The organism is bacterium, assembly GCA_024742285.1.
Classification (GTDB): domain Bacteria; phylum Myxococcota_A; class UBA9160; order UBA9160; family UBA4427; genus UBA4427.
The window spans coordinates 1-19,699 of record JANSYR010000031.1 but is presented as its reverse complement, the minus strand read 5'-3'; the positions used below and the strand labels follow the sequence as shown (position 1 = coordinate 19,699).

21 protein-coding genes are annotated in these 19,699 nt (G+C 68.9%); 11 read left to right on the top strand and 10 right to left on the bottom strand.

All coding sequences use genetic code 11. The features are described 5' to 3' along the window. Window positions 1-249: 249 nt before the first annotated feature. Together NXI30_28765 and NXI30_28760 are read right to left on the bottom strand one after the other, a co-directional pair. A complete protein-coding gene (locus tag NXI30_28765; GenBank protein MCR9098233.1) occupies window positions 250-987 on the bottom strand; it encodes a glutathione S-transferase N-terminal domain-containing protein in 738 nt (245 codons plus the stop codon). 201 nt (window positions 988-1,188) lie between these two features. Beyond that, entirely contained in the window at window positions 1,189-3,678 is a 2,490-nt protein-coding gene (locus NXI30_28760; protein ID MCR9098232.1) for a RecQ family ATP-dependent DNA helicase, read from the bottom strand. A 456-nt stretch (window positions 3,679-4,134) separates the two neighbouring features. Between NXI30_28760 and NXI30_28755 the strand changes: the two genes are divergently transcribed. Both NXI30_28755 and NXI30_28750 read left to right on the top strand, forming a co-directional pair. Next, a complete protein-coding gene (locus NXI30_28755) occupies window positions 4,135-4,689 on the top strand; it encodes a TetR/AcrR family transcriptional regulator (GenBank protein ID MCR9098231.1) in 555 nt (184 codons plus the stop codon). Beyond that, entirely contained in the window at window positions 4,686-5,360 is a 675-nt protein-coding gene (locus tag NXI30_28750; GenBank protein MCR9098230.1) for a VOC family protein, read from the top strand. The genes NXI30_28755 and NXI30_28750 overlap by 4 nt, the downstream gene beginning before the upstream one ends. A gap of 15 nt (window positions 5,361-5,375) precedes the next feature. Here the strand turns inward: NXI30_28750 and NXI30_28745 are convergent, their stop codons facing one another. Genes NXI30_28745 through NXI30_28735 form a run of 3 tightly spaced genes read right to left on the bottom strand, consistent with a single transcriptional unit; the run spans window position 5,376 to window position 7,164 of the window. Further along, on the bottom strand, window positions 5,376-6,317 hold the full coding sequence (locus tag NXI30_28745) for a fatty acid desaturase (GenBank protein ID MCR9098229.1): 942 nt from the start codon (window positions 6,315-6,317) through the stop codon (window positions 5,376-5,378). After that, window positions 6,314-6,517 (bottom strand): hypothetical protein, encoded by a 204-nt coding sequence (locus NXI30_28740; protein ID MCR9098228.1) that lies wholly within the window; start codon window positions 6,515-6,517, stop codon window positions 6,314-6,316. Before NXI30_28740 ends, NXI30_28745 begins: the two co-directional genes overlap by 4 nt. Further along, window positions 6,514-7,164: a TetR/AcrR family transcriptional regulator gene (locus NXI30_28735; protein ID MCR9098227.1), complete on the bottom strand. Its 651-nt coding sequence runs from the start codon at window positions 7,162-7,164 to the stop codon at window positions 6,514-6,516. Before NXI30_28735 ends, NXI30_28740 begins: the two co-directional genes overlap by 4 nt. Before the next feature lie 150 nt (window positions 7,165-7,314). Between NXI30_28735 and NXI30_28730 the strand changes: the two genes are divergently transcribed. Beyond that, window positions 7,315-9,210 carry an SGNH/GDSL hydrolase family protein gene (locus NXI30_28730; GenBank protein ID MCR9098226.1) on the top strand — a complete coding sequence of 632 codons (1,896 nt, stop codon included), beginning with the start codon at window positions 7,315-7,317 and terminating at the stop codon, window positions 9,208-9,210. Window positions 9,211-9,227: 17 nt separating this feature from the next. Here NXI30_28730 and NXI30_28725 read toward each other — a convergent pair whose 3' ends face one another. Then, window positions 9,228-10,550, bottom strand: coding sequence for a thioredoxin domain-containing protein (locus NXI30_28725; protein ID MCR9098225.1), 1,323 nt, complete (start codon window positions 10,548-10,550; stop codon window positions 9,228-9,230). Next, on the bottom strand, window positions 10,547-11,332 hold the full coding sequence (locus NXI30_28720) for a class I SAM-dependent methyltransferase (protein ID MCR9098224.1): 786 nt from the start codon (window positions 11,330-11,332) through the stop codon (window positions 10,547-10,549). Before NXI30_28720 ends, NXI30_28725 begins: the two co-directional genes overlap by 4 nt. 147 nt (window positions 11,333-11,479) lie before the next feature. On the opposite strand from NXI30_28720, the gene NXI30_28715 reads away from it, so the two are divergent. Both NXI30_28715 and NXI30_28710 read left to right on the top strand, forming a co-directional pair. Then, the gene (locus tag NXI30_28715; GenBank protein MCR9098223.1) at window positions 11,480-12,025 is read left to right on the top strand and encodes a carboxymuconolactone decarboxylase family protein; all 546 of its coding nucleotides are present in this window, start codon (window positions 11,480-11,482) and stop codon (window positions 12,023-12,025) included. An 89-nt stretch (window positions 12,026-12,114) separates the two neighbouring features. After that, window positions 12,115-12,867, top strand: coding sequence for an alpha/beta hydrolase (locus NXI30_28710; GenBank protein ID MCR9098222.1), 753 nt, complete (start codon window positions 12,115-12,117; stop codon window positions 12,865-12,867). Window positions 12,868-12,898: 31 nt separating this feature from the next. Here NXI30_28710 and yghU read toward each other — a convergent pair whose 3' ends face one another. Both yghU and NXI30_28700 read right to left on the bottom strand, forming a co-directional pair. Further along, window positions 12,899-13,735 carry a glutathione-dependent disulfide-bond oxidoreductase gene (yghU, locus tag NXI30_28705; protein ID MCR9098221.1) on the bottom strand — a complete coding sequence of 279 codons (837 nt, stop codon included), beginning with the start codon at window positions 13,733-13,735 and terminating at the stop codon, window positions 12,899-12,901. A gap of 83 nt (window positions 13,736-13,818) precedes the next feature. Continuing rightward, window positions 13,819-14,646 carry an amidohydrolase family protein gene (locus NXI30_28700; GenBank protein ID MCR9098220.1) on the bottom strand — a complete coding sequence of 276 codons (828 nt, stop codon included), beginning with the start codon at window positions 14,644-14,646 and terminating at the stop codon, window positions 13,819-13,821. Between the two features lie 193 nt (window positions 14,647-14,839). On the opposite strand from NXI30_28700, the gene NXI30_28695 reads away from it, so the two are divergent. After that, window positions 14,840-15,361 carry a DUF1993 domain-containing protein gene (locus tag NXI30_28695; GenBank protein MCR9098219.1) on the top strand — a complete coding sequence of 174 codons (522 nt, stop codon included), beginning with the start codon at window positions 14,840-14,842 and terminating at the stop codon, window positions 15,359-15,361. A gap of 31 nt (window positions 15,362-15,392) precedes the next feature. Here NXI30_28695 and NXI30_28690 read toward each other — a convergent pair whose 3' ends face one another. After that, window positions 15,393-15,980 (bottom strand): TetR/AcrR family transcriptional regulator, encoded by a 588-nt coding sequence (locus tag NXI30_28690; protein ID MCR9098218.1) that lies wholly within the window; start codon window positions 15,978-15,980, stop codon window positions 15,393-15,395. Between the two features lie 107 nt (window positions 15,981-16,087). Between NXI30_28690 and NXI30_28685 the strand changes: the two genes are divergently transcribed. The 5 genes from NXI30_28685 (at window position 16,088) to NXI30_28665 (ending at window position 19,437) form a co-directional block, all read left to right on the top strand. Further along, entirely contained in the window at window positions 16,088-16,690 is a 603-nt protein-coding gene (locus NXI30_28685) for a VOC family protein (GenBank protein MCR9098217.1), read from the top strand. After that, entirely contained in the window at window positions 16,687-17,313 is a 627-nt protein-coding gene (locus NXI30_28680) for a carboxymuconolactone decarboxylase family protein (GenBank protein ID MCR9098216.1), read from the top strand. The genes NXI30_28685 and NXI30_28680 overlap by 4 nt, the downstream gene beginning before the upstream one ends. Further along, entirely contained in the window at window positions 17,304-17,969 is a 666-nt protein-coding gene (locus NXI30_28675; protein MCR9098215.1) for a nitroreductase family protein, read from the top strand. The genes NXI30_28680 and NXI30_28675 overlap by 10 nt, the downstream gene beginning before the upstream one ends. 63 nt (window positions 17,970-18,032) lie before the next feature. Continuing rightward, entirely contained in the window at window positions 18,033-18,569 is a 537-nt protein-coding gene (locus NXI30_28670; GenBank protein ID MCR9098214.1) for a hypothetical protein, read from the top strand. A 4-nt stretch (window positions 18,570-18,573) separates the two neighbouring features. Continuing rightward, window positions 18,574-19,437, top strand: a complete 864-nt coding sequence (locus NXI30_28665) for a glutathione S-transferase family protein (protein ID MCR9098213.1) — start codon at window positions 18,574-18,576, stop codon at window positions 19,435-19,437. Window positions 19,438-19,699 lie beyond the last annotated feature (262 nt).

The following is a 19,699-nucleotide window of genomic DNA, read 5'->3' as shown; positions in this document are numbered from 1 at the left end:
GTGAAGGACGTGCTTCGTGAGCGGCTGTTCGCGGGGCGGATCCCTTCGGTCCGGGGCTGGCTGGCGGAGTGTTACTTCGGTCGAATCCGGACGCGGGCGATCGAGCGCTGCCGAGAGCATCGGGCGAGGTTCGCGATCTAAGGGAATCGGACAGGGGGCGCCATCTTCAGGATGGTTTCGGTCAGAAGAGGCGCAATCCTCGGTCCACGTCTCGCCGACTGAGTCCGGCCCGTCGAAGGGCCCGCGCCCTCAGCTGTCCCGGAGCAGGTTCTCGTTCGAGGCGATGGACGCGCCGCTTCGCTTGTAGCTCTCCCGCCGTTCCGTGCTCCAGGAATCGATCTCGTCCTTCGGTACGCCGTAGGCGAGCCCCCGTTCGACGCCGGGGCGGGCGCGCACGCGATCGATCCAGGCCATCACGTTCGCGTTCGGCGTGATGTCGACCTTGCTCCACTTGTAGCCGCGGAGCCAGGGATAGGTCGCGACGTCGGCGATCGTGAGATCGTCTCCGGCGATGTAGTCCCGTCCCTCGAGCTGGCGATCCAGAACACCCGCCAGCCGGAGCGCCTCCTTGCCGAAGCGTTCGAGCGGATGGGCCTTCGCCGCGTCGTCGATCTCCGACATGTACCGCGTGTACGAGAGCTTGTTGCCGAAGATCGGACCGACACCAGCCGCCTGCCAGTAGAGCCAGGGCAGGATCTTCCAGCGCGCTCCGTGGTCCGCCGGAAAGAGCGGCGACGGGAACTTCTCGCCCAGGTACTGCAGGATCGCGCCGCTCTCGAAGAGCCGGATCTCGCCGTCGACGAGCCCCGGGATCTTCTGGTTCGGGGAGACCCGCGTGAACTCGGGCGTGAACTGCTCGCCCTTCGCGAGCTCGATGTGCGTGACCTCGACGTCGCCGACATCGATGCCCGCTTCGCGGAGCTCCTCGAGCATGATCGTGACCTTCCACCCGTTGGGCGTCGGCGAAGTCAAGAGTTCGAGGGACATGCATTCCTCCGTCAGACGGGCTCGACCCGGACCAGCGTGCGCCACGAGACCACGACCGACAAGAAACGCGAGTCAGGGCCGGGCAGGCCGGCGCCACCGCGGTCCCGGCGAGCACCTGCGGCCGGCGGATCGGATCCGAGCCGGCGAGCGCCCGCAGCTGGCGGATCGGATCCGAGCCGGCGAGCGCCCGCAGCTGGCGGACTAGTCCGCGGCGGGCGGACTCGCGTTGCTGGACGGCCCGCTCGGCTGCGGCCCGCGACCGCGACCTCGGCCTCCGCGACGCCGTCGTCGGCGCGCGCCCGCCTTCTTGGGCCCGTTCTTCGCGGCCCCCTCGCCGCCGCCGTTGCCGCCGGACGCCTCGGCCTTCCCGCCTCCACCGCCGCCGGCCTGCGCCTGCGTGCCGCCGCGCCGGCGCTGGCCACCGCGACGCCGTCTTCGGCGTCCCGAGCGACCATCGGGCCGGGCGTTCTCGACGCCCGCTGCGGCGGCTCCGTTCGCGACGGCCGACTCGCCGTCCGCGGAAGCGGCCGGGCGATCGCGCTCGCCGCCGCGGCCGCGTCGTCCGCGGCCGCCCCGGGTACGACGACCACCCCGCTTCTTCTTGGAGGCACGCTTCTTCTTCGCCGCCTTCTTCTTGCGGATCGGGTCGAAGAACGACGAAGGACGCGCCGGGGTGCGTCGACAGACGTCGCACACGCCGCACTCCTCCTCGATCGGGATCCCGAAGTACTCTCCGAAGAGCTCGCCTCGGCATCGCTCGGCGATCGCATAACGATCGATCGCGTCGAGCCGCTCCCCGTCCTGCTTCCGGAGCGTCCGGAGCTGCTCGGAGAGCCGCTTCGCCGACTGCTTGAGCTCGTCGTGATCGACCAGCGCCTCGATCGACTTGTCCGGATGGATCGTGACGAGGCCGGCGGTCTCGAACATCGCGACCACCGCCTGGGTGACGCGCTGAGCGACCCGCGCCGCCGCGGCGAGCTCGATCGAATCGGGCTCGCGCCCCTCTTCGACGTACTCGGCGAGCGCCGCCGCCACCTGGTAGAGCTGGGTCGGGCTCGTTCGACTCTGGTTGAGCAGGAACTCGTGGATGTTCCGGTCGACCATGTCGTGGAGCAGGATGCAGTTGGCGCGCTTTCCGTCGCGGCCGACGCGCCCCGCTTCCTGTACGTACTGCTCGATCGAGGCGGGCGTCTGGAAGTGGACGACGTACCGGAAGTCCTGTTTGTCGATCCCGAGCCCGAAGGCGCTCGTCGCGACCATGACGTTGCGTCGGCCACGCTTCATGAACTGTTCCTGCTGCGCCTTGCGATCGCTGCCGTTCATGCCCCCGTGATATTTGTTCACCGGGATCTTCATCTGCTTGAGGGCGCCGTAGACCGTGTCCACGTCGCGGGTCGTCGAGCAGTAGACGATGCCGGGGCGGCGCAGGCGGATCACCAGGCGGCCGAGGGCCCGCAGACGGGCGTCCCCGGCGCATTCGATGACCTCGAAGCAGAGATTCGCGCGGTGGGGCGAGGCGACGACCTCGAGGGGATCGCGCAGGCCGAGGATCCGGATCAGGTCCTCCCGCACGTTCTCCGTCGCCGTCGCGGTCAGGGCCATGATCGGCGGACGTCCGTAGCGTTCGAGGAGGGTCCCGATCCGAAGGTAGGCGGGGCGGAAGTCGTGGCCCCACTCGGAAGCACAATGGGCCTCGTCGATCGCGAAGAGCGAGATCCCGCTCTTGAAGAGGGAGACCAGCAGCTCGTCGCTCGCGAGCGACTCCGGCGTGGTCATGACGAGGAGGCGGCCCCCTTCCGCGATGCGCTCGAGCGCTGCGGCCCGGGCCTTGCCGCGGACGGTGCCGTCGAAGCGCACGACCGGAATCCCGCGCGCCTCCATGTTCTTGACCTGGTCCTCGATCAGCGCCAGCAGCGGCGAGATCACGACCACGGGCTTGGGGAGCAGGAGCGAGGGAATCTGGAAGCAGGCGGACTTGCCGTACCCGGTCGGCAGGACGACGAGCGCGTCACCACCCTCGATCGCGTGCTCGATCACTTCCTGCTGTTCTGGATAGAGCCCGTCGACGCCGAAGAACCGAGCCGCGTCGTCGATCGTCTCCGGCGGCCAGACCGGCTCCGGCTCCTCTCCCTCCGCTTCGTCCTCGTCATCGGCCCAGCGAGACCGAGTCGACGAATCCGCATCGTCGTCGTCCTCGTCGTCATCGAGATCGAAGACGCCGAGCGTCTCCAGGTCATCGTCGTCGGAGAGCGCGAGGATCGAGATCGGCGTGTCGTCGTCCTCGTCGTCGTCCAGCGAGAGCGGCAACGGCGACGCGGACGGCTCGATCGCGGGTTCGGCGCCCGGTTCGTCCAGCGCGTCGGCGTCGGCCCCCGCATCGGATACGAGCGGCGCAGCTTCGACCGGCGGCGGAGCGGCCTCGAGCTCTTCGAAGCCCCCTGCTTCCGCCACCGGCGCGTCTTCGACCGTGCCACGTGCAGAAGCGGCCTTCTTCGCCGCCTTCTTCTTCGCGGCTTTCTTCCTGGCGGCCTTCTTCTTCGCCGCCTTCTTCGAAGCCGCCTTCTTGCTGGCGGCCTTCTTTTTCGCCGCCTTCTTCTTCGCCGGGGACTTGCCGGCTGCGGCCTTCTTCTTCGCAGCCTTCTTCTTCGCGGCCTTCTTGGCGGGTGCGGCCTTCGTCGGACGGGCAGTCAACGATCGATCCTCGCTTGGCGCGCCACGCGAAGCCACGGGCGGATCTCGCCCGGAATGCGCAATGACGGCGCCCGTTGCGACTCCAGACCCGACCCGGGGCGCGCCGATCGGAAATCCGGCGCGGGCCCTTCGCAGGCGATGCTCGAGGGGAGCAGGAAGCGAAACGGGCGACCGGAAGCATAAGGGCGGCGGCGGATTGATCGTCCGGCCCCAGAGATCAGGTGCCCCGGTCAGCGCCCATTCTAGTCGCTCCTTCGCGCGTTTGCAGCCGAAATTGCGAATCCCGAGCCAAGCCCCCGGAACGAATGGGGAAATCCCGTGCCCGAGGTGTCTCGGACGCCGGTCCCCGCGTCGGGCCGCCCAGTGCGACGCATTGCAGAGGATCGTCATGCTGCTGTACCACCCGGGTCAGTGGATATCCAATCCGAAACGACGCGCGAACGCATCCTCCGCCGAGTGACCGAGAAGCTCGCCCGCTCGGGCGTGGCCGGGACCGGACTTCGCGACCTCGCCGCCGCCGCCGGCGTCAGTCACCGCACGCTCCTCTACCACTTCGGATCGCGCGACGAACTCGTGCTCGAAGCGCTCGGCGAGCTGCGCGACTACCAGTACGGGCTGGTGGCGAACACGCTCGACGATGGCGCCGCGCGACCCGGCATTTCCGACCTCGCCCGCGGCGTCTGGAAGAACATCACCGGCCCCGACACGCACGACTGGTTCAAGCTCTTCTACGAGGCCTACGTGGCGTCGCTCCGGGATCCCGAGGCCTACGCCGAGTTCCTCGACGATGCGGTGCACCGTTGGATCCGCGTGATCCTGGAGATCTTCGAAGAGGATCGCCCCCATCTCGCCCGGGACGAGTCGGCCACACTGCTGCTCGCGACGATTCGGGGCCTCCACCTCGACCTGCTCGCGACGGGAGACCGGCAACGGGTCGAGCGGGCGCTCGAAACGCTGCTGCGCCTGCTCGAGCTTCCCCCGGTCGACGCGCCGACGCCCCCCTCAGAATGACGCGGGAGCAATCGGTCCCGGACGACCCGCGTCTCCACCTCGCGCTCGATCACCTGGTCCTCGCGGACGCCGACCTCGTCCACGCCTGTGAAGCGTTCGCCGATCGCACCGGCGTGGCCCCGAAGCCCGGGGGTCCACACGAAGGCCTCGGGACGCAGAACGCACTCGCCCATCTCGGCGACGGTCTCTACGTCGAGCTGATCGTCCCGGATCCGGCGACCTCCACGGACCGTAATCTCGGCGGCCTGCTCGCGACCTTCGAGGGCCTTCGGCTCTTCGCCTGGGCCCTTCGGACCGACGATCTGCCGCGGCTCGCGCGCGCCCTCGACCGACACGGGACGCCGACCTCTCCCATCGCCGAGACCTCGCGCCGACAGCCGGACGGCAGGCCGCTCGTCTGGGATCTGATGGGACTGCCCGGGCTCGGCGGCGCCTGGCCCTTCTTCATCGACTGGCGCGACTGCGACCACCCGTCGCGCACCGCACCGAAGGCGGGAGCGCTCAGCTCCTTCGAGGCCAGCCTGTCCGCCCCCGATGCGGCGGACCTGCCCTTCGCGGCGGTCCCGGGCGTGCGGCTCACGAGCGGTCCGCCGCGCCTCGCACTCACGATCGAGACGCAGCGGGGCGACGTCACGTGGAGCACGGAGGCGCCGCGCGGCTTCTACGGCTGAGCACCGCGCGAGGCGTCAGGCGGCCTCGGCGTCCGGCGCAGGATCGATGTGCGGCCCCGACCAGGCGACGTCCCGGTCGTCCCGGATTCCACGTTCGAGCAGGATCGGCTCGAGGGCGCGCCACGCATTCGGCGTGTCGACGAGCGGAATCCTCGGATAGAGGTGATGGATGATGTGGAACTCCATCCCCATCGAGAGGATCGTGCCGACGGGAGACTTCCAGAAGCGGGTGTCGCGGTAGCGACCGGTCTCCTGCATGGGGTGGTGGGGCGCCCAGCTGAGGAACGTGATCAGGTAGGTGAAGCCGATATGGCGCGGAAGCCACCAGAGAAGTGCGGCCTCGAGGGCGTATCCCGACCAGGCGCATCCGGTCAGCACCGCGAAGTGGACGAGCCGGAGGACGAGCCCTTCGAGGAAAGCGCGCTCCCGATTCGGGTCGTCCGTCTCGCGCATCGTCTTCGCGTACATCCCGTCGTTCATCGGCTGCCGCTCGCGCAGCGCGTTGTAGGCGGCCTTCCACCAGGTCGGCCCCTGGCTTCCGATGTCGGGATCCCGGTCGGGATCGTTCGAGTAGGCGTGATGGATCCGGTGCGTGATCCAGGCGATCCGGTACGGGAAGACGAGCGGGATGGTCGAGACGTGGCCGACCAGCTCGTTGAGCCAGCGCAGCTTCTCGCCTTCGGCGGCGATGATCGAGTGCTGGGCCTCGTGCGAAGGCAGATAGGCGAGCGCGCAGCAGATCGTCGCGACGACGAAGCCCGCCCAGAGCGGGAGCACGCCTGCGAACACGAGGGGCCAGAGGGAGAGCCAGAGGAGGAAGTTTCCGATTCCCCAGGCGACCATCTCCCACGGAACCCGGCCCATGAACCGTCGCGCGATCGCCTGCTCTTCGCGCAGGAGCTCGCGATTCGTCTTGCCGGAGGTCGCCGCCGCCGTCGCTTCGTTCGGCGCGCTCATACCCAGCTCCCCCGCCGCTTGGCGATCAGGCCCGCCGCAGGCCCGACGATCAGCCCGAAGGCGATCGTCGTGAGTCCGAAGGGCGCGGCGATCTCGAGCCGGTCCATCGATTGCGCGATCAGCGGCGCGAGGAACCCCACGCCGAACAACACGGCGCCCCATTCACTGAGGACGCGAATTCCTTCCATGAGCTGCTTCATGAAGCTCTCCTGTCATCGCTCTCGGCGTCTTCCTCGCCGGAGGCTTCGAGCATCGTCGTCCGGGTCCGGTCGACGATCAGATCCAGAACCTGATCAGCCAGGGACTCGAGGTCCCCGCCGTCGAGGTGGGCGGTCCAGCTGCCGTCCGAGAAGAGCGACGCCGCTCCCATCGCACCGGCGACGCTGAAGGCCACGAGGGCTTCGGGGTCGGCTTCCGGGTGCCAGCCCGAGCGCTGCGCTTCCGCCGCGGCCTCGCGAAGGGTCTCGAACCAGGCCGCTTCGGCGGCCCGCAGCTCGTCGTCGCGAATCCGGCGGACCTGCGGATGGTTCAGCGCGCGAAAGAAGGCCGGGTCCTGCCTCGCGAACCGGACGTAGGCGCGGCCGAGCGCGCGATAGCGCGCCACCGGGTCCGGCCCTGCCGCGTCGGCCCCCTCGCTCATCACGACCCTGAGCCGACGGAAGCCCTCTTTCGCCAACTCGCCGATCAGCGCCTCGCGGTCCGTGAAGTGGCGTCGCGGAGCGGCGTGGGAGACGTCGAGATCGCGTGCGAGCCCGCGCAGACTGAGAGCCTCGAGGCCATTCTCCGCGATGACCTCTGCCGCCCGCTCGATCAGCGCCTGCTTCAGATTTCCGTGGTGGTACGCCATGTTTTCGGCGACAACATGACGCGGACCGCAGGAGTTGTCAATGGCAACATCGAACCGGTGGATCGAACGCGCTCGTGCCCGTCCTCCGCGGGTCGGATGGATCGGCGCAATTCCGGCCGATCCGCCCGGACCATGCCGTATTCTGGCCCCATGCCGTCCGCGTCTCCGTTGCGTCTGCTCGCCCTCTGGTGCTGTCTGCTGCTTGCGTCCTCGAGCGCCCTCGCCGGAACGGCCCGCGTCTACCACAGCCCGGCGGACGACGGCGTGGTCCCCGGCACCCTCCCGATCGAGCCCGGCCTGCCTTTCGTGACCCTCTTCCTCTACGTCGACGCGGGTCCCGCGACGACTCTGTCCGGCACCCCCTGCGTCGACGGCGACGGCGACGAGCTCTGCGCGTTCGAGTTCACCCTGCAGACGACCGGCGACGCGACCCTCGTGGGCTTCGTTCCGGATCCGGCGGTGGACGTGGTCCATCGCCTCGGCGCGAGCGACTTCGCGGTCGTCGGCGGCGACGCGATCGACGGCACCGCCGGCCCGGTCCGCGTCGGTGCCCTCGATCTCGACGTGGCCAGCCCGAACTGGGCGCTCGCAAGCACGAGAGGCAGCAGCGTGGACGCGAGCTTCACGCTCACCTCCATCGGCGCGACGGCGATCGCCGCGCCCGAACCGAGGGGCGTCGTCCCGCTCGGCCTCGCGCTCGCCCTCCTCGCCCAGCTGCGACGGCGAGCGCGGTCGGCGCTTGCGATCCCGACACTCCTGTGCGTCACCCCGCTCGCGCTCGCCGGCGCGATGCCTGCGACGGCGCAGGACGCCGACGGGGATGGCGTCCCCGACGTCAGCGACAACTGTGTCCATACCGCCAACGCCGACCAGCTCGACGTCGGCGGGCTCCACGGCCTCGCGGCCGACGGGATCGGGGACGCCTGCCAGTGCGGAGACGTGAACGACGACGGCAGCGTCGACCTGCTCGACGTCGCGCTCTATCAGCGGGGGCTCGCCGGCGTGACCCCGACGGCGCTGCCCGAGGACAAGTGCAGCGTGATCGGCGGGCGCGTCGACTGCGAGCCCAACGATCGGCGGACGCTTCGCGAAGCGATCGTCGGAAGCGGCCCCGGCCTCGCCCAGGTCTGCCAGGCCGACCAGACCGTCCCGCCGCCTCCGACCCGGATCGTCGCCGCCGGCGACAGCATCACCCAGGGCTTCGCCGCGGACTGTACCTGCAACGCCGGCTTCCTGGGCCTCATCTGCCTCCTATGCCCTGCAGGCGGCGACCAGCCCGAGTATTCGTGGTTCGACGGGGCCAGCCTCGGCAGCAGCTTCTTCGATTTCTACGGCGGCCCGGCCTCGACCATCACCTCGAGCCGCGTCTCCGTCTCCGGCGCGGAGATGACTGCCGGAGCCGATCGCTTCTCGATCCAGGTCGACGACATCCTCTCGCTCGTGCCGATCCCGGACCTCGTGGTGGTCGAGCTCGGTGGCAACGACGTCTGCAACCGCGATTGCGTCGACCCGGCCAGCTGTGGCAATCCGCTCTACGACGACGCGACCTGGACGACGGCTCTCGAAGCCGGGCTCGACAAGCTCGTCGGCTTCGGTCACCCGACCTCGCTGCCGATCGGTTCGACCGTCTACCTGCTCGGCGTCCCGCGGGTCCAGGACCTCTACGCCGCGGGCGTCGCGAAGCAGACCGGAACGAGCAACATCGACTGCGACGACTTCCGGGACAGCTTCGACGTCTGCGAGATCGCCACGCTGAACGCAGTCCTGAACGGCGAGGACCTGCCGACCCGGCTCGCCGCGATCGAGGCCCGGATCGTCCGCTACAACGAAATCCTGCGCGATCTGGCGCTCGCCTACACGTCGAACGCCAACGGCCGGAATCCCAACGGGATCGAGATCGTGGCGGACTACGCGAACGAGACCCTGCCCTCGATCGGCACGACGGCCTTCGGCGCGAACGAGATCAACGGGGGAGACTGCTTCCACCCCTCGGTCTTCGGCCAGTCCCAGCTCTCCTCCGGAGCGTGGAGCGGAAATCCGCGTTAGGCGCGACCGTCGCGTCGCTAGCGAACGCGATACTCCCAGGTATGCGGCCGCCCCCGGCGCATCACCAGCAGGCGGACGACGTCCCCTTCGGCGAAGGCGTCGAGGAAGTGATCGTGATCGACGGTCACGAAGGCCCCGTTGACCGCCAGCAGGACGTCCCCCTCCTGCAGACCGAGACGAGCGAAGAAATCTCCGTCCGAGACCTCGCGCACCTTGAGCAGACGCTCCCCGGAGAACTCGCCCCGGGTCGCGGTCAGCTGGCCACCGAGCCGGTCACGGTCGGCGAGGGCCGCCGCGACGACGCTCCGGTCGAGCGCGAGCACCAGCTCGGGCTCGGCGAGCCGCTCGGGCGGGATCTCGGGCAGCGGCCGCGCCGGCGCGCCGGGGGCCGAGCGAGTCCCCCCACCCTCGTCGCGAGATCGCCCGTCCGGGATCGACTCGCCCAGCCGCGCGAGCTCCCCGCGCACCGCCGCGTCGATCGCCTCGAAATCGGGACGGCCCGCCAGGTAGAGGCCGTTCACGAGGACCGTCGGCGTACGGTGCACGCCGAGGCGTGCGGCGAGGGCGAGATCCGCATCCACTTCGCGTCGAGTTCCCCGAGCTTCCAGGCACGTCTCGAAGCGTCCGGGCTCGAGCCCGACCCGGGCCGCCAGGACGCGGAGGTCGTCGGGCGTGAAGTCCGGACCGGCCTGCAGGAGCGCCTGCGCATACGCGTCGAATCGTCCTTCCGCGTTCGCGCAGCGTGCGGCGAGCGCCGCCGGAACCGCGAAGCGGTGATAGGGCAAGGGCAGCTGCCGAAAGGCGAGCGCGAGGACGTCTCCGTAGACGTCGCGAAGTCGCACGAGCGCGGGCTGGACGACGCGTACGTGGGAGGACGCGAAGTCGACGAAGATCGTCACGACGACCGGCGCGTCGGATCGACCCAGGATCGCCGCACCGGCCGCGGACACGGGAAGCCGAGGGGGCTCGGGCGGAGCGAGTCGCCATTCGACTCGTCGCCCCCACGCTTCCGAGGAAGGGGATGCCCCGGCATCGCCGAGTCGTCGCGCCACCAGATGCTCGAGCTGCCGCCGGCGCGCTTCCCAGGCGGCGACCGCGAGATCGTGGAGCTCGATCTGCAGCGGCGCCTCGACCTCCGAGAGCGGGATCCCCACCCCGTCCACGAGGGCCGCGATCTCGTCCGGCGCCGCTGAACCCGATCGTTCCGCGCGTCGTTCCGAGGTGTCGGAGGTGTCGGAGGACGACTCTTCCCCCCCACCGCAGGCGGTCGCGACGACGAGAAGGGCTACCAGCCCCCCGAGTCCGGCGCGCCCGGCGCGCCATCGCTTCCAGGCGCTCATGCCGGCCGCGGGCTTCCGACGAGCGAGGCGATTCCGATCGGCATTCCGGGGACCTCGACTTCGCCGATCTCCCAGTCGTAGCCTTCGTGACCTTCCACGCCCTCGATCAGACTTCGCAGCTCCGGCTCGGAGTAGACGCGAAGACACGAGACCAGCCCGTCCCACATCACGAAGAGCGGGATCACGGGAACGAGGTAGGTCAGCGGGATCCAGCTCCACCGGAAGGGTCGGAAGAAGGGAAGCGTCAACATCACCGGAAGGAAGACCAGCAATATCCCGGCGATCTGGATCGGCGAGCGACCGACCATCTCGAAGACGGCGATCGGTTGGCGCGCGGCAACGGCGTCCTGGAGGATCTGGCGCGCGGCTTCGGGGCGGAAGTGGTGCAGTGCGTTGGTCAGGGTCCGCAGCCCCGGCCGATCGGTCCCGATCCGGGTCGCATCGACCGGCGTCGAGATCGCTTCGATCCGCCCTCCCGATTCACGCGCGACGCGCTCGAAGGCATCGACGTTCGGGTAGAGATCCGTGAGCGTCGCCGTGACCTCGCGCCCCTCCGCAGCGAGTACGTCCACGATCTCGGGAATCGGCCCCGAGCCTCCCGAGCAGAGGTCGACGATGCGTGTCTCGCGATTGCGTTCGAGGACCTCGGCGATCTTCGGAGCGAGCGCCGCGGACTGGCCCGCGCGTGCGGCCATGAAGCGGAGATAGGCCGTCCCGGCGTCGCGGATCACGTCCGGGAACCAGGCCTGGTCTTCGAGTTCGAAGAGATGGATCCGTCCCATGCGTCGCAGCCCGCCTTCGCTTCATGTGCCCAATCGACGATGCGCGACCACGCTAGCATCGGACTCGTTCGCTCGAACGCAACCGATTGCCGCAGCGCCCTCGAAGCCAGGCCCGATCCCCAGAGACGAAACGATCAGGGAGTTCCCATGCGCCTCTCCACACCCCGTGTCCCGCCCCTCTCCGACGAGGAGCTACCCACCGAGATCAAGGAGCTCTTCGGCGACGCACCGATGCTCAACATCTTCCGCACGCTCTCCCATCACCCGGATCTGTTCCGGCGTTGGATGGTCTTCGGCAACCACGTGCTCGGAAAGAGCACCCTCCCTGCCCGAGAGCGGGAGATCGCGATCCTCCGCGTCGGTCACCTTCGCAACTCGGGCTACGAGTGGACACAACACGTTCGCATCGCCCTCGACTGCGGCCTGTCCGAAGACGAGATCCGAAGGATCCGCGTCGGCCCCGACGCCCCGGAGTGGGCGGAGGGCGAGCGGGCCCTCCTGCGGGCGACGGACGAGCTCGTCGAAGACGCCTTCGTGACCGACGAGACGTGGGTGAGCGTGATGGAGCACTTCGACACGCTGCAGGCCGTCGACCTCATCTTCGCCGTCGGTCAGTACAACCTCGTTTCGATGGCGCTCAACACCCTCGGCGTCCAGGTCGAGGAGGAGAACCGGAAGTACGCCCTCGACTGAGTCGCCGAACGGGGTACCCGCAGTCCCCGGCGCAGCCTCGGACCGACGCTAGGCTGGCGGCGTCCTGCCCGACTCGACAAGGAGACCCCGTGCCCAAGCTCTTCGTTCACGGAAATCCGGAGACACCGGCGCTCTGGCGGCCCCTCCACGAAGCGCTCGCGGCGCGAGGCGTCGACGACCTCGAAGCCCTCGCCCCGCCCGGCTTCGGTGCGCCGGTCCCGGACGGCTTCGCAGCGACGCGGGAGGCCTATCACGAATGGCTCGCCGCGGAGATCGAGGCACGCGGCGGCGAAGCGGACCTCGTGGGCCACGACTGGGGCGCGGGACACGTCCTGGGAATCGTCGCCGACCGCCCCGACCTCGTCCGCAGCTGGGCGACGGATTGCGCCGGACTCGCGCACCCGGACTACGTCTGGCATGACATGGCGCAGGCCTGGCAGACGCCCGAGGTCGGGGAAGCGGCGATCGGCGAGATGCTCGGTCAGCCGCTCGAGGCGCGGATCGAGATGCTCGGGACGATGGGGATCCCGGAAGACGTCGCGCGGGACGTCGCTGCGGGACAGGGCGAGGAGATGGGACGCTGCGTGCTCTCGCTCTATCGCTCGGCGAAGCAGCCCGTGATGCGCGCGCTCGGCGAGCGACTCGTGAAGGCCGCGCGGCGCCCTGGCCACGTCCTGGTCGCCGAAGAGGATCCGTTCACCGGGACCGTCGAGATGTGCGAAGCGGTCGCGGCCTCCGTCGGCGCGAAGACGACCCGTCTCCCGGGTCGTGGCCACTGGTGGATGTTCGCCGACCTCGATCCCGTCGTGGACGCGCTGATCGACCATTGGGGATCCGCCTGACGACGCCCCCCTCGCCCCGCGAAGCTGACGGCTAGTCGAAGTCGGCGCTCGAGTGTCGCTCGGGCAGGCGAAGCTCCTCCGGGCCCCACATCCGATTCACACGCACGCCGCGCTGGGCGGCCGGGCGATCGCGGATCATCTCGGCCCATCGGTTCACGTGGGTATAGGACTTCACGTCGAGGAACTTCTCGGCCTCGTAGAGATTGTTCAGACAGAGTCCACCGAACCAGGGCCAGATCGCCATGTCCGCGATCGTGTACTCGCTCCCGATCATGAACTCGCGCTCGGCCAGGTTCCGGTCGAGCACGTCCATCAGCCGCTTCACCTCCATCGCGTAGCGGTTGATCGGATACTCCCACTTCTCCGGTGCGTATGCGTAGAAATGACCGAAGCCACCGCCCAGGAAGGGGGTGCTCCCCATCTGCCACATGAGCCAGGACATCGTCTCGGCGCGGGCCGAGGCGGCCGTCGGCAGGAACGCGCTGAACTTCTCGGCCAGGTAGACGAGGATGGCGCCCGACTCGAAGACGCGGGTCGGCGGCGAGGTCGAATGATCGACGAGCGCGGGGATCTTCGAGTTCGGATTCGCCGCGACGAAGCCGCTCGAGAACTGCTTGCCTTCCTGGATGTTGATCAGGTAGGCGTCGTACTCCGCCTCGGTCTTCCCCAGCTCGAGGAGCTCCTCGAGCAGGAGCGTGACCTTGACGCCGTTCGGCGTGGCGAGGGAGTAGAGCTGGAGATCGTGCTCACCCCGAGGCAGGTCCTCTTCGTGGGTGGCTCCGGCGATCGGTCGGTTGATGTTCGCGAATCGGCCACCGCTCTCGGTGTCCCAGGTCCAGACTTCGGGGGGCGTGTACGTGTCGCTCATGGGGGCCTTTCGGAGGTGGCGCGGAGGGACCGCGGCGGGCGTCGCGCGGACGATACCTCACGCAGATCGCTTCGCCGTGGCGCTCACTCCGCGTCTTCGAGCGCGAAGACGCGACGGGCGTTGCCGGCGAGGAAGAGGGCCTGCCCCTCCTCGTCGAGCCCGAGATCACCCAGACCTTCGAGCGCCTTCTTCGGCGGGATCATCGGGAAATTGGTTCCGAACAGGACCTTCTTCCGGCCGTTCGTCTTCATGTACTCGACGAGCTGCGGCGGGTAGCGCCGACAGGTGTAGGCGGAGGTGTCGATGAAGACGCGCTCGTGCTTGGTCGCGACCGCGATCGCCTCGTCGGTCCACGGATAGCCGATGTGGCCGCCGACGATCGTGAGCTCCGGGAAGTCGAGGGCGACCTGGTCCAGATAGAAGGGACGCCCGACCTCGGACGGCATGAGCGGACCGGTATGGCCGATCTGCGTACAGAAAGGAACGCCGAGATCGGCGCACGCGACGTAGACCGGATAGAAGCGACGGTCGGTCGGTGGCACCTCCCACAGCCAGGGCAGGACGCGGATCGCCTTGAATCCGAGCTCGTTCACGCAGCGCCGGATCTCCGCGACCGCCTCCATGGGCCGCGAGAGGTCGACGGAGCCTACGCCCACGAAGCGCCCCTTCGACGACTCGACGAAGGACGCGACCTCGTCGTTCGAGATCATCACGTTGCGCGGCGCGTACCACGCGCTGATCAATGCCTGCGACACGCCCCCGGCCTCCATCGCGCCGAGCGTCGCCTCGACCGGAATCTCCACGTCGGGATCCGGGTCGGGCATCTTCGCCCAGCGTCGGAGCGAGGCGAAGATCGGGTCGGCGGTGTGTCGGGCGGTCGGATGCTGTGCCCAGGCGTCGATCACGTCCACGGGACTCTCCTGACTTCGGTCATTCAGCAGCGTACCACTCGGCAGTCCGCCGGACGGGACGCCGAGTCGCGCCCGGAACGCGCAGAGGCGAGCCCGACCGCTTCCGCTCCTCGAGGGCGGTGGGTATGCTCGCACGCGCGCCCGTTCCCCTCTCGCAGCGCGCTCCGGGTCGACTCGGAGCCAAGGAGATTCCATGTCCATCTCGTTCTACGACGCGAGCGTCGGCAGCTACCTCCAGATCCTCGAAGGCACCGCCGGCATCCTCGAGCTCGGCAAGACCCACGCCGAGGAGAACGGACTCGATCTCCAGGAGATCGTGATGAAGCGGATGCGGGAGGACATGATGCCCTTCCACTTCCAGGTCGTATCGACCGCGCACCACTCCTGGGGCGCGATCCAGGCGATCCAGAAGGGAGCGTTCTCGCCGCCCTCCTTCGAGCTCGACAAGGACTACGCCGGGCTCCAGGCGCTGATCGAGGAAGCACGGAACGGCCTCGCCGGACTCGATCGCGCCGACGTCGACGCCCTCGCCGACGGCAACCTGATCTTCAAGCTCGGCAAGAACGAGATCCCCTTCACCGCCCGGAACTTCGTCCTCTCGTTCTCGCTCCCGAACTTCTACTTCCACGCGACGACGACCTACGACATCCTGCGGATGGCGGGCGCACCGCTCGGAAAGATGGCGTTCATCGGCCCGATGAAGGCCGGGGTCTGACCCGGACCGCGCGGTCGCGCGGACCGGGACGCTAGGGAACGAGGAGCCGGGCGACGAAGTCGGCGTGGGCCTCGACCGCCTCCGGCTTGGACGGATCGAGCCCCGTCAGGCGCTGGACCTCGGGGGCCACCGCGAAGATCATCGAGGCCGCCCCGATCAACGAGTACTGGGCGTGCGTGCGCACCGCGTCCTCGAAGCGCGAAAGCCCCGGGATCGTCGCGTAGACCGGGCGCAGCTGGTGATCGACCAGCCACTGCAGACGTTCGTCGTCGTGCTTGCCGGCCTCGAGCATGAAGCGAAAGAACTCCGGGTGGGCAGCCGCGAAGCGCACGAAGTCCCGCACCGCCTCCCGCGCCCTCTCCTCTTCGCCGAGGGCTTCGAGCACCGCGGCTCGCTCCCGAATCATCGATCGGATGAAGCCGAAGAAGTACTCGGCCGCCGCTCGCCAGAGCTCGTCCTTGCTCTTGAAGTGATAGGTGATGAGCCCCTGGTTGACGCCGGCGCGGGCGGCGATCTCGCGGGTGCTCGCCGCGCGGAAGCCGCGCTCGGCGAAGCACTCGGCGGCCGCCTCGACGATCCGCGCCCGGGTCTCCGCTCGTTGCTGGGCTCGCTGGTTCATGCAAAATACATTATTCACTTGACAAGCGAAATGCAACCCGGAAGAATCGGGGCCTACGAGGCCGGATTCGGTCAACGACGCCCGAAAGCCTGGAGGACCCGATCGTGATGGAGAACCCCCGCCTTCCCGAGTTCGACGAGCACTCGCCCCTTCGGCCCGCGCGCTTCGGGCATCTCGTCCTCCGGAGCGGCCAGTACGACGAGATGGTCGCCTTCTACAAGACCTTCCTGAACGCCGAGCCGCTCTACGAGACGAACAACGTCGTCTTCCTGACGTACGACGACGAGCACCACCGGATCCTGATCGCCCGCATGCCGAACGCGAAGCCCCAGGATCCGGAAGCCGCGGGCCTCGCCCACTTCGCCTACCTCTACGACTCTCTCGACGACCTGATGACCGCGTACGCACGCCTGCGTGACGAGGGTCTGACCCCGGCCTACTGCGTCGACCACGGCTTCCAGTTCTCGTTCTACTACAAGGATCCGGACGGGAACGAGGTCGAGATCGGCTGCGACAACTTCGCGACCCGCGACGAGATGAACGCGTGGTTCGACGAGGGCCACTTCGCGAAGAACGTCTTCGGTCACATGTTCGATCCCGAGGAGGTCTACGCGCGACACGCCGCCGGCGCGTCGCCGGCGGAGATCTTCGCGTTCACCTACCAGGGTGAGATCTCCGAAGGCGCGAAGCAGATGAGCGAGAAGGGATGAGCGCGCCGCGCCTGACCCCACTCCGGCCGGAGGAGCTCGATCCGTCGCAGCGTGCGCTCTACGACGCGATCGTCGAGAGTCCGCGCGGCCAGGGGCCGCTCCGTCCGATGACGCTGCGCGAAGACGGATCTCTGTGCGGTCCCTTCGACGCTTTCCTGCGCAGCCCGGAGCCGGGCCTGCTGTTCGAGCGGCTGGGCATGGCGATGCGCGAGGACGTCGTGATCTCGCCCGCCGCCCGCGAGGTCACGATCCTGGTCGTCGGCCAGGCCTGGGGCGCCGAGTTCGAGTGGTGGGCGCATACGATGCTCGCGAGGCGCGCCGGAGTCCCGCAAGAAGAGATCGACGCGATCGGGCACGGACGGCGACCGGCGTTCGCGGACCCGGGCGTCGGCGCGGCCCACGACGTCGCCGTCGAGCTCGTGCACGGACGCCGGGTCGAGGAGGCCACCCTCGAGCGGGCGCGCGAAGCCCTCGGCGAACGCGGCCTCGTCGAGGTCGTGACTCTCGTCGGTTTCTACCAGCTGATCTCGGGCGTGCTGACCGCGTTCGAGCCCCCGCCGCCGGACGGCGACCTCGAGGTCGTCGGTCCGCCTACGAGTGGAGCACGCCACGGATGGACCTGAAAGAAGTGATGAAGACGACCTTCGCGGCCCGCGAGTTCACGGACGATCCGGTCGACGATGCGACGCTCCACCGGATCCTCGACGTCGCCCGGTTCGCACCGAGCGGTGGCAATCGTCAGCCGTGGAAGGTCGTCGTCGTGAAGGATCCGGAGAAGCGGAAGAAGGTCGCAGAAGCCGGGGCGCCGACCTTCCGGCGCTACCTGGCCCAGCTCGTCGCCGGGGAGAACCCCTGGAACACGATCGTGCCGACGAAGCTCACGCCGGAGCAGATCGAGAACGGTCCGGACCCGTCCGGCTACCTCGCCGGGGTCGTGTCCGCGCCGGCGGTCCTCGTGATCTTCGCCGACCTCCGCGTGATCGCCTCCTTCGACTCGACCCAGGACCGCATCGGGGTCATCTCCGGTGCCTCGATCTACCCCTTCGTCTGGAACATCCTGCTCGCGGCCCGGAACGAGGGTCTCGGCGGAACGCTCACGACCCTCGTCGGGAGCGCGGATGCGGACGTGCAGGCGCTCTTCGGGATGGCCGACCACATGGTCCCCGCGGCGCTGCTTCCGATCGGGGTTCCGGTCAAGCAGCTGACGAAGCTCAAACGGCACGCGGTCGCCGAGATCGCGACGATCGACCACGCGGACGGCGCGCCCCTCGGCGGGTGAGCCGCCGGATCGAGCCCGGTCGCGCTACCCTCGCGGCCACGCACCCGACCGGAGTCCGGACGCTTGCCCCGAACCGCCCTCGTTGCGCTTCTCGCACTCCTGCTGCTCTCGTCGAGCACCGCGGCGAGCGATCGGTCGCAGGGCGCGTCGGAGGAGGCCCGCGGCGAGGTCTGGGTCGGCACCTGGCTGCTCGACCGGGATGCCTCCGATTCCGTCGAGCCCATGCTCGTGGCGATGCGGGCGCCCTGGATCGCGCGGAAAGCCGCGGCGGTCATGACGCCGACGATGACGATCACGGCCCTGGAACACGGCGGCCTGCGCGTCATCAACGACAATCCGATCCGAAGGTCCGACGAGGAGATCTTCGTCGACGGCGTCCCGCGCGAACGACGCGATGCCCTCGACCGGAAGGTCGTCCGAAGCGCGGCCTGGAGCGAAGCCGGCCAGCTGGTCGTGCGCAACCTGAATCACGTCGAACGGAACGAAGTCGTCGAGGTGACGAGCACCTGGAGCGTCGCGGGGAACACCCTCGAGATCTCGAACGCGATCCACGCGGAGGACGGTCCGGTCGTCATCCGCCGCGTCTTCAGGAAGCAGTAGCGCCGTGTCCGTCCGGCACGTCACCGTCTGCGGCAACGACCACTCGCCCTGGGTCCAGGCCGTGCTGCTCGGCCTCCACGATCGCGGCGTTCCCTTCACCCTGATCACCGTCCCGCCGCTCCGGGTCTTTCTCGATGCGGGCGTGCTCATGCCGGCGGCGAAGATCGACGACGCGCCCTGGATGCACGACTCGGCCGCGATCCTCGCCGAGGTCGGATACTCGGGCGTGCCCGAGGCGGAGGCCCGCGAGCTCTCGCGACTCTTCCTGAGCAGCGCGCTCCGGCGGACCGACTCCGCCTGGACCTACTGGTCGCACTTCAGTCTCGCACGCGATGGACATCCCAACGCGCTCCGACGCCACTGGAACCACTTCTGGCGGGCGTTCTCGATCTTCTACTTCTTCCTGCTGATCAAGGTCGCGGGCCCGAGGCTCGGCCCCGAGGACCCGGAGACCGGGCTGCAGGCGATGCGCTCGCTCCAGGACCGACTCGAGACGTCCGGCGACTTCCTGGGCGGGGCGACGCCGGACACGGCGGACCTCCAGCTCTTCGGCCTCGTCCAGATGTTCTCGTCGATCCCGGTCCCCGAGCGCGCGATGCTCCAGGAGGATTCCTCGCTCGAACGGCTGCGCGTCTGGGTCCGGGCGATGCAGCAGCGCTTCGCCGACTACGACCACCTCTACAGCGCGACGGATCACGCGCCAAGGCGCCCCGCCCCACCGACGACGACCGTGAGCGAACGGATCGCGTTCTGGCTGGGAGGGGCGACGATGTTCCTCGCGTTCCCGATCACGATCCCGCTCGTCGTCGTCTACGTCGCCCGCGTCCGACAGATCACGCGACGCCGGATGGCGACGGCCCAGGCCTGAGTCGACACGGAGTCCGGCGAGAGGATCGGGCAGCGGCGCATCATCCGATGAGACGTGGACCGATGATTGCGCCTCTCTCGATCGCACCCGGATAGGAGACGCCTCCTCCCGTCCCATATCTTTAGATCGCGAACCTCGCCCGATGCTCTCGGCAGCGCTCGATCGCCCGCGTCCGGATTCGACCGAAGTAACACTCCGCCAGCCAGCCCCGGACCGAAGGGATCCGCCCCGCGAACAGCCGCTCACGAAGCACGTCCTTCAC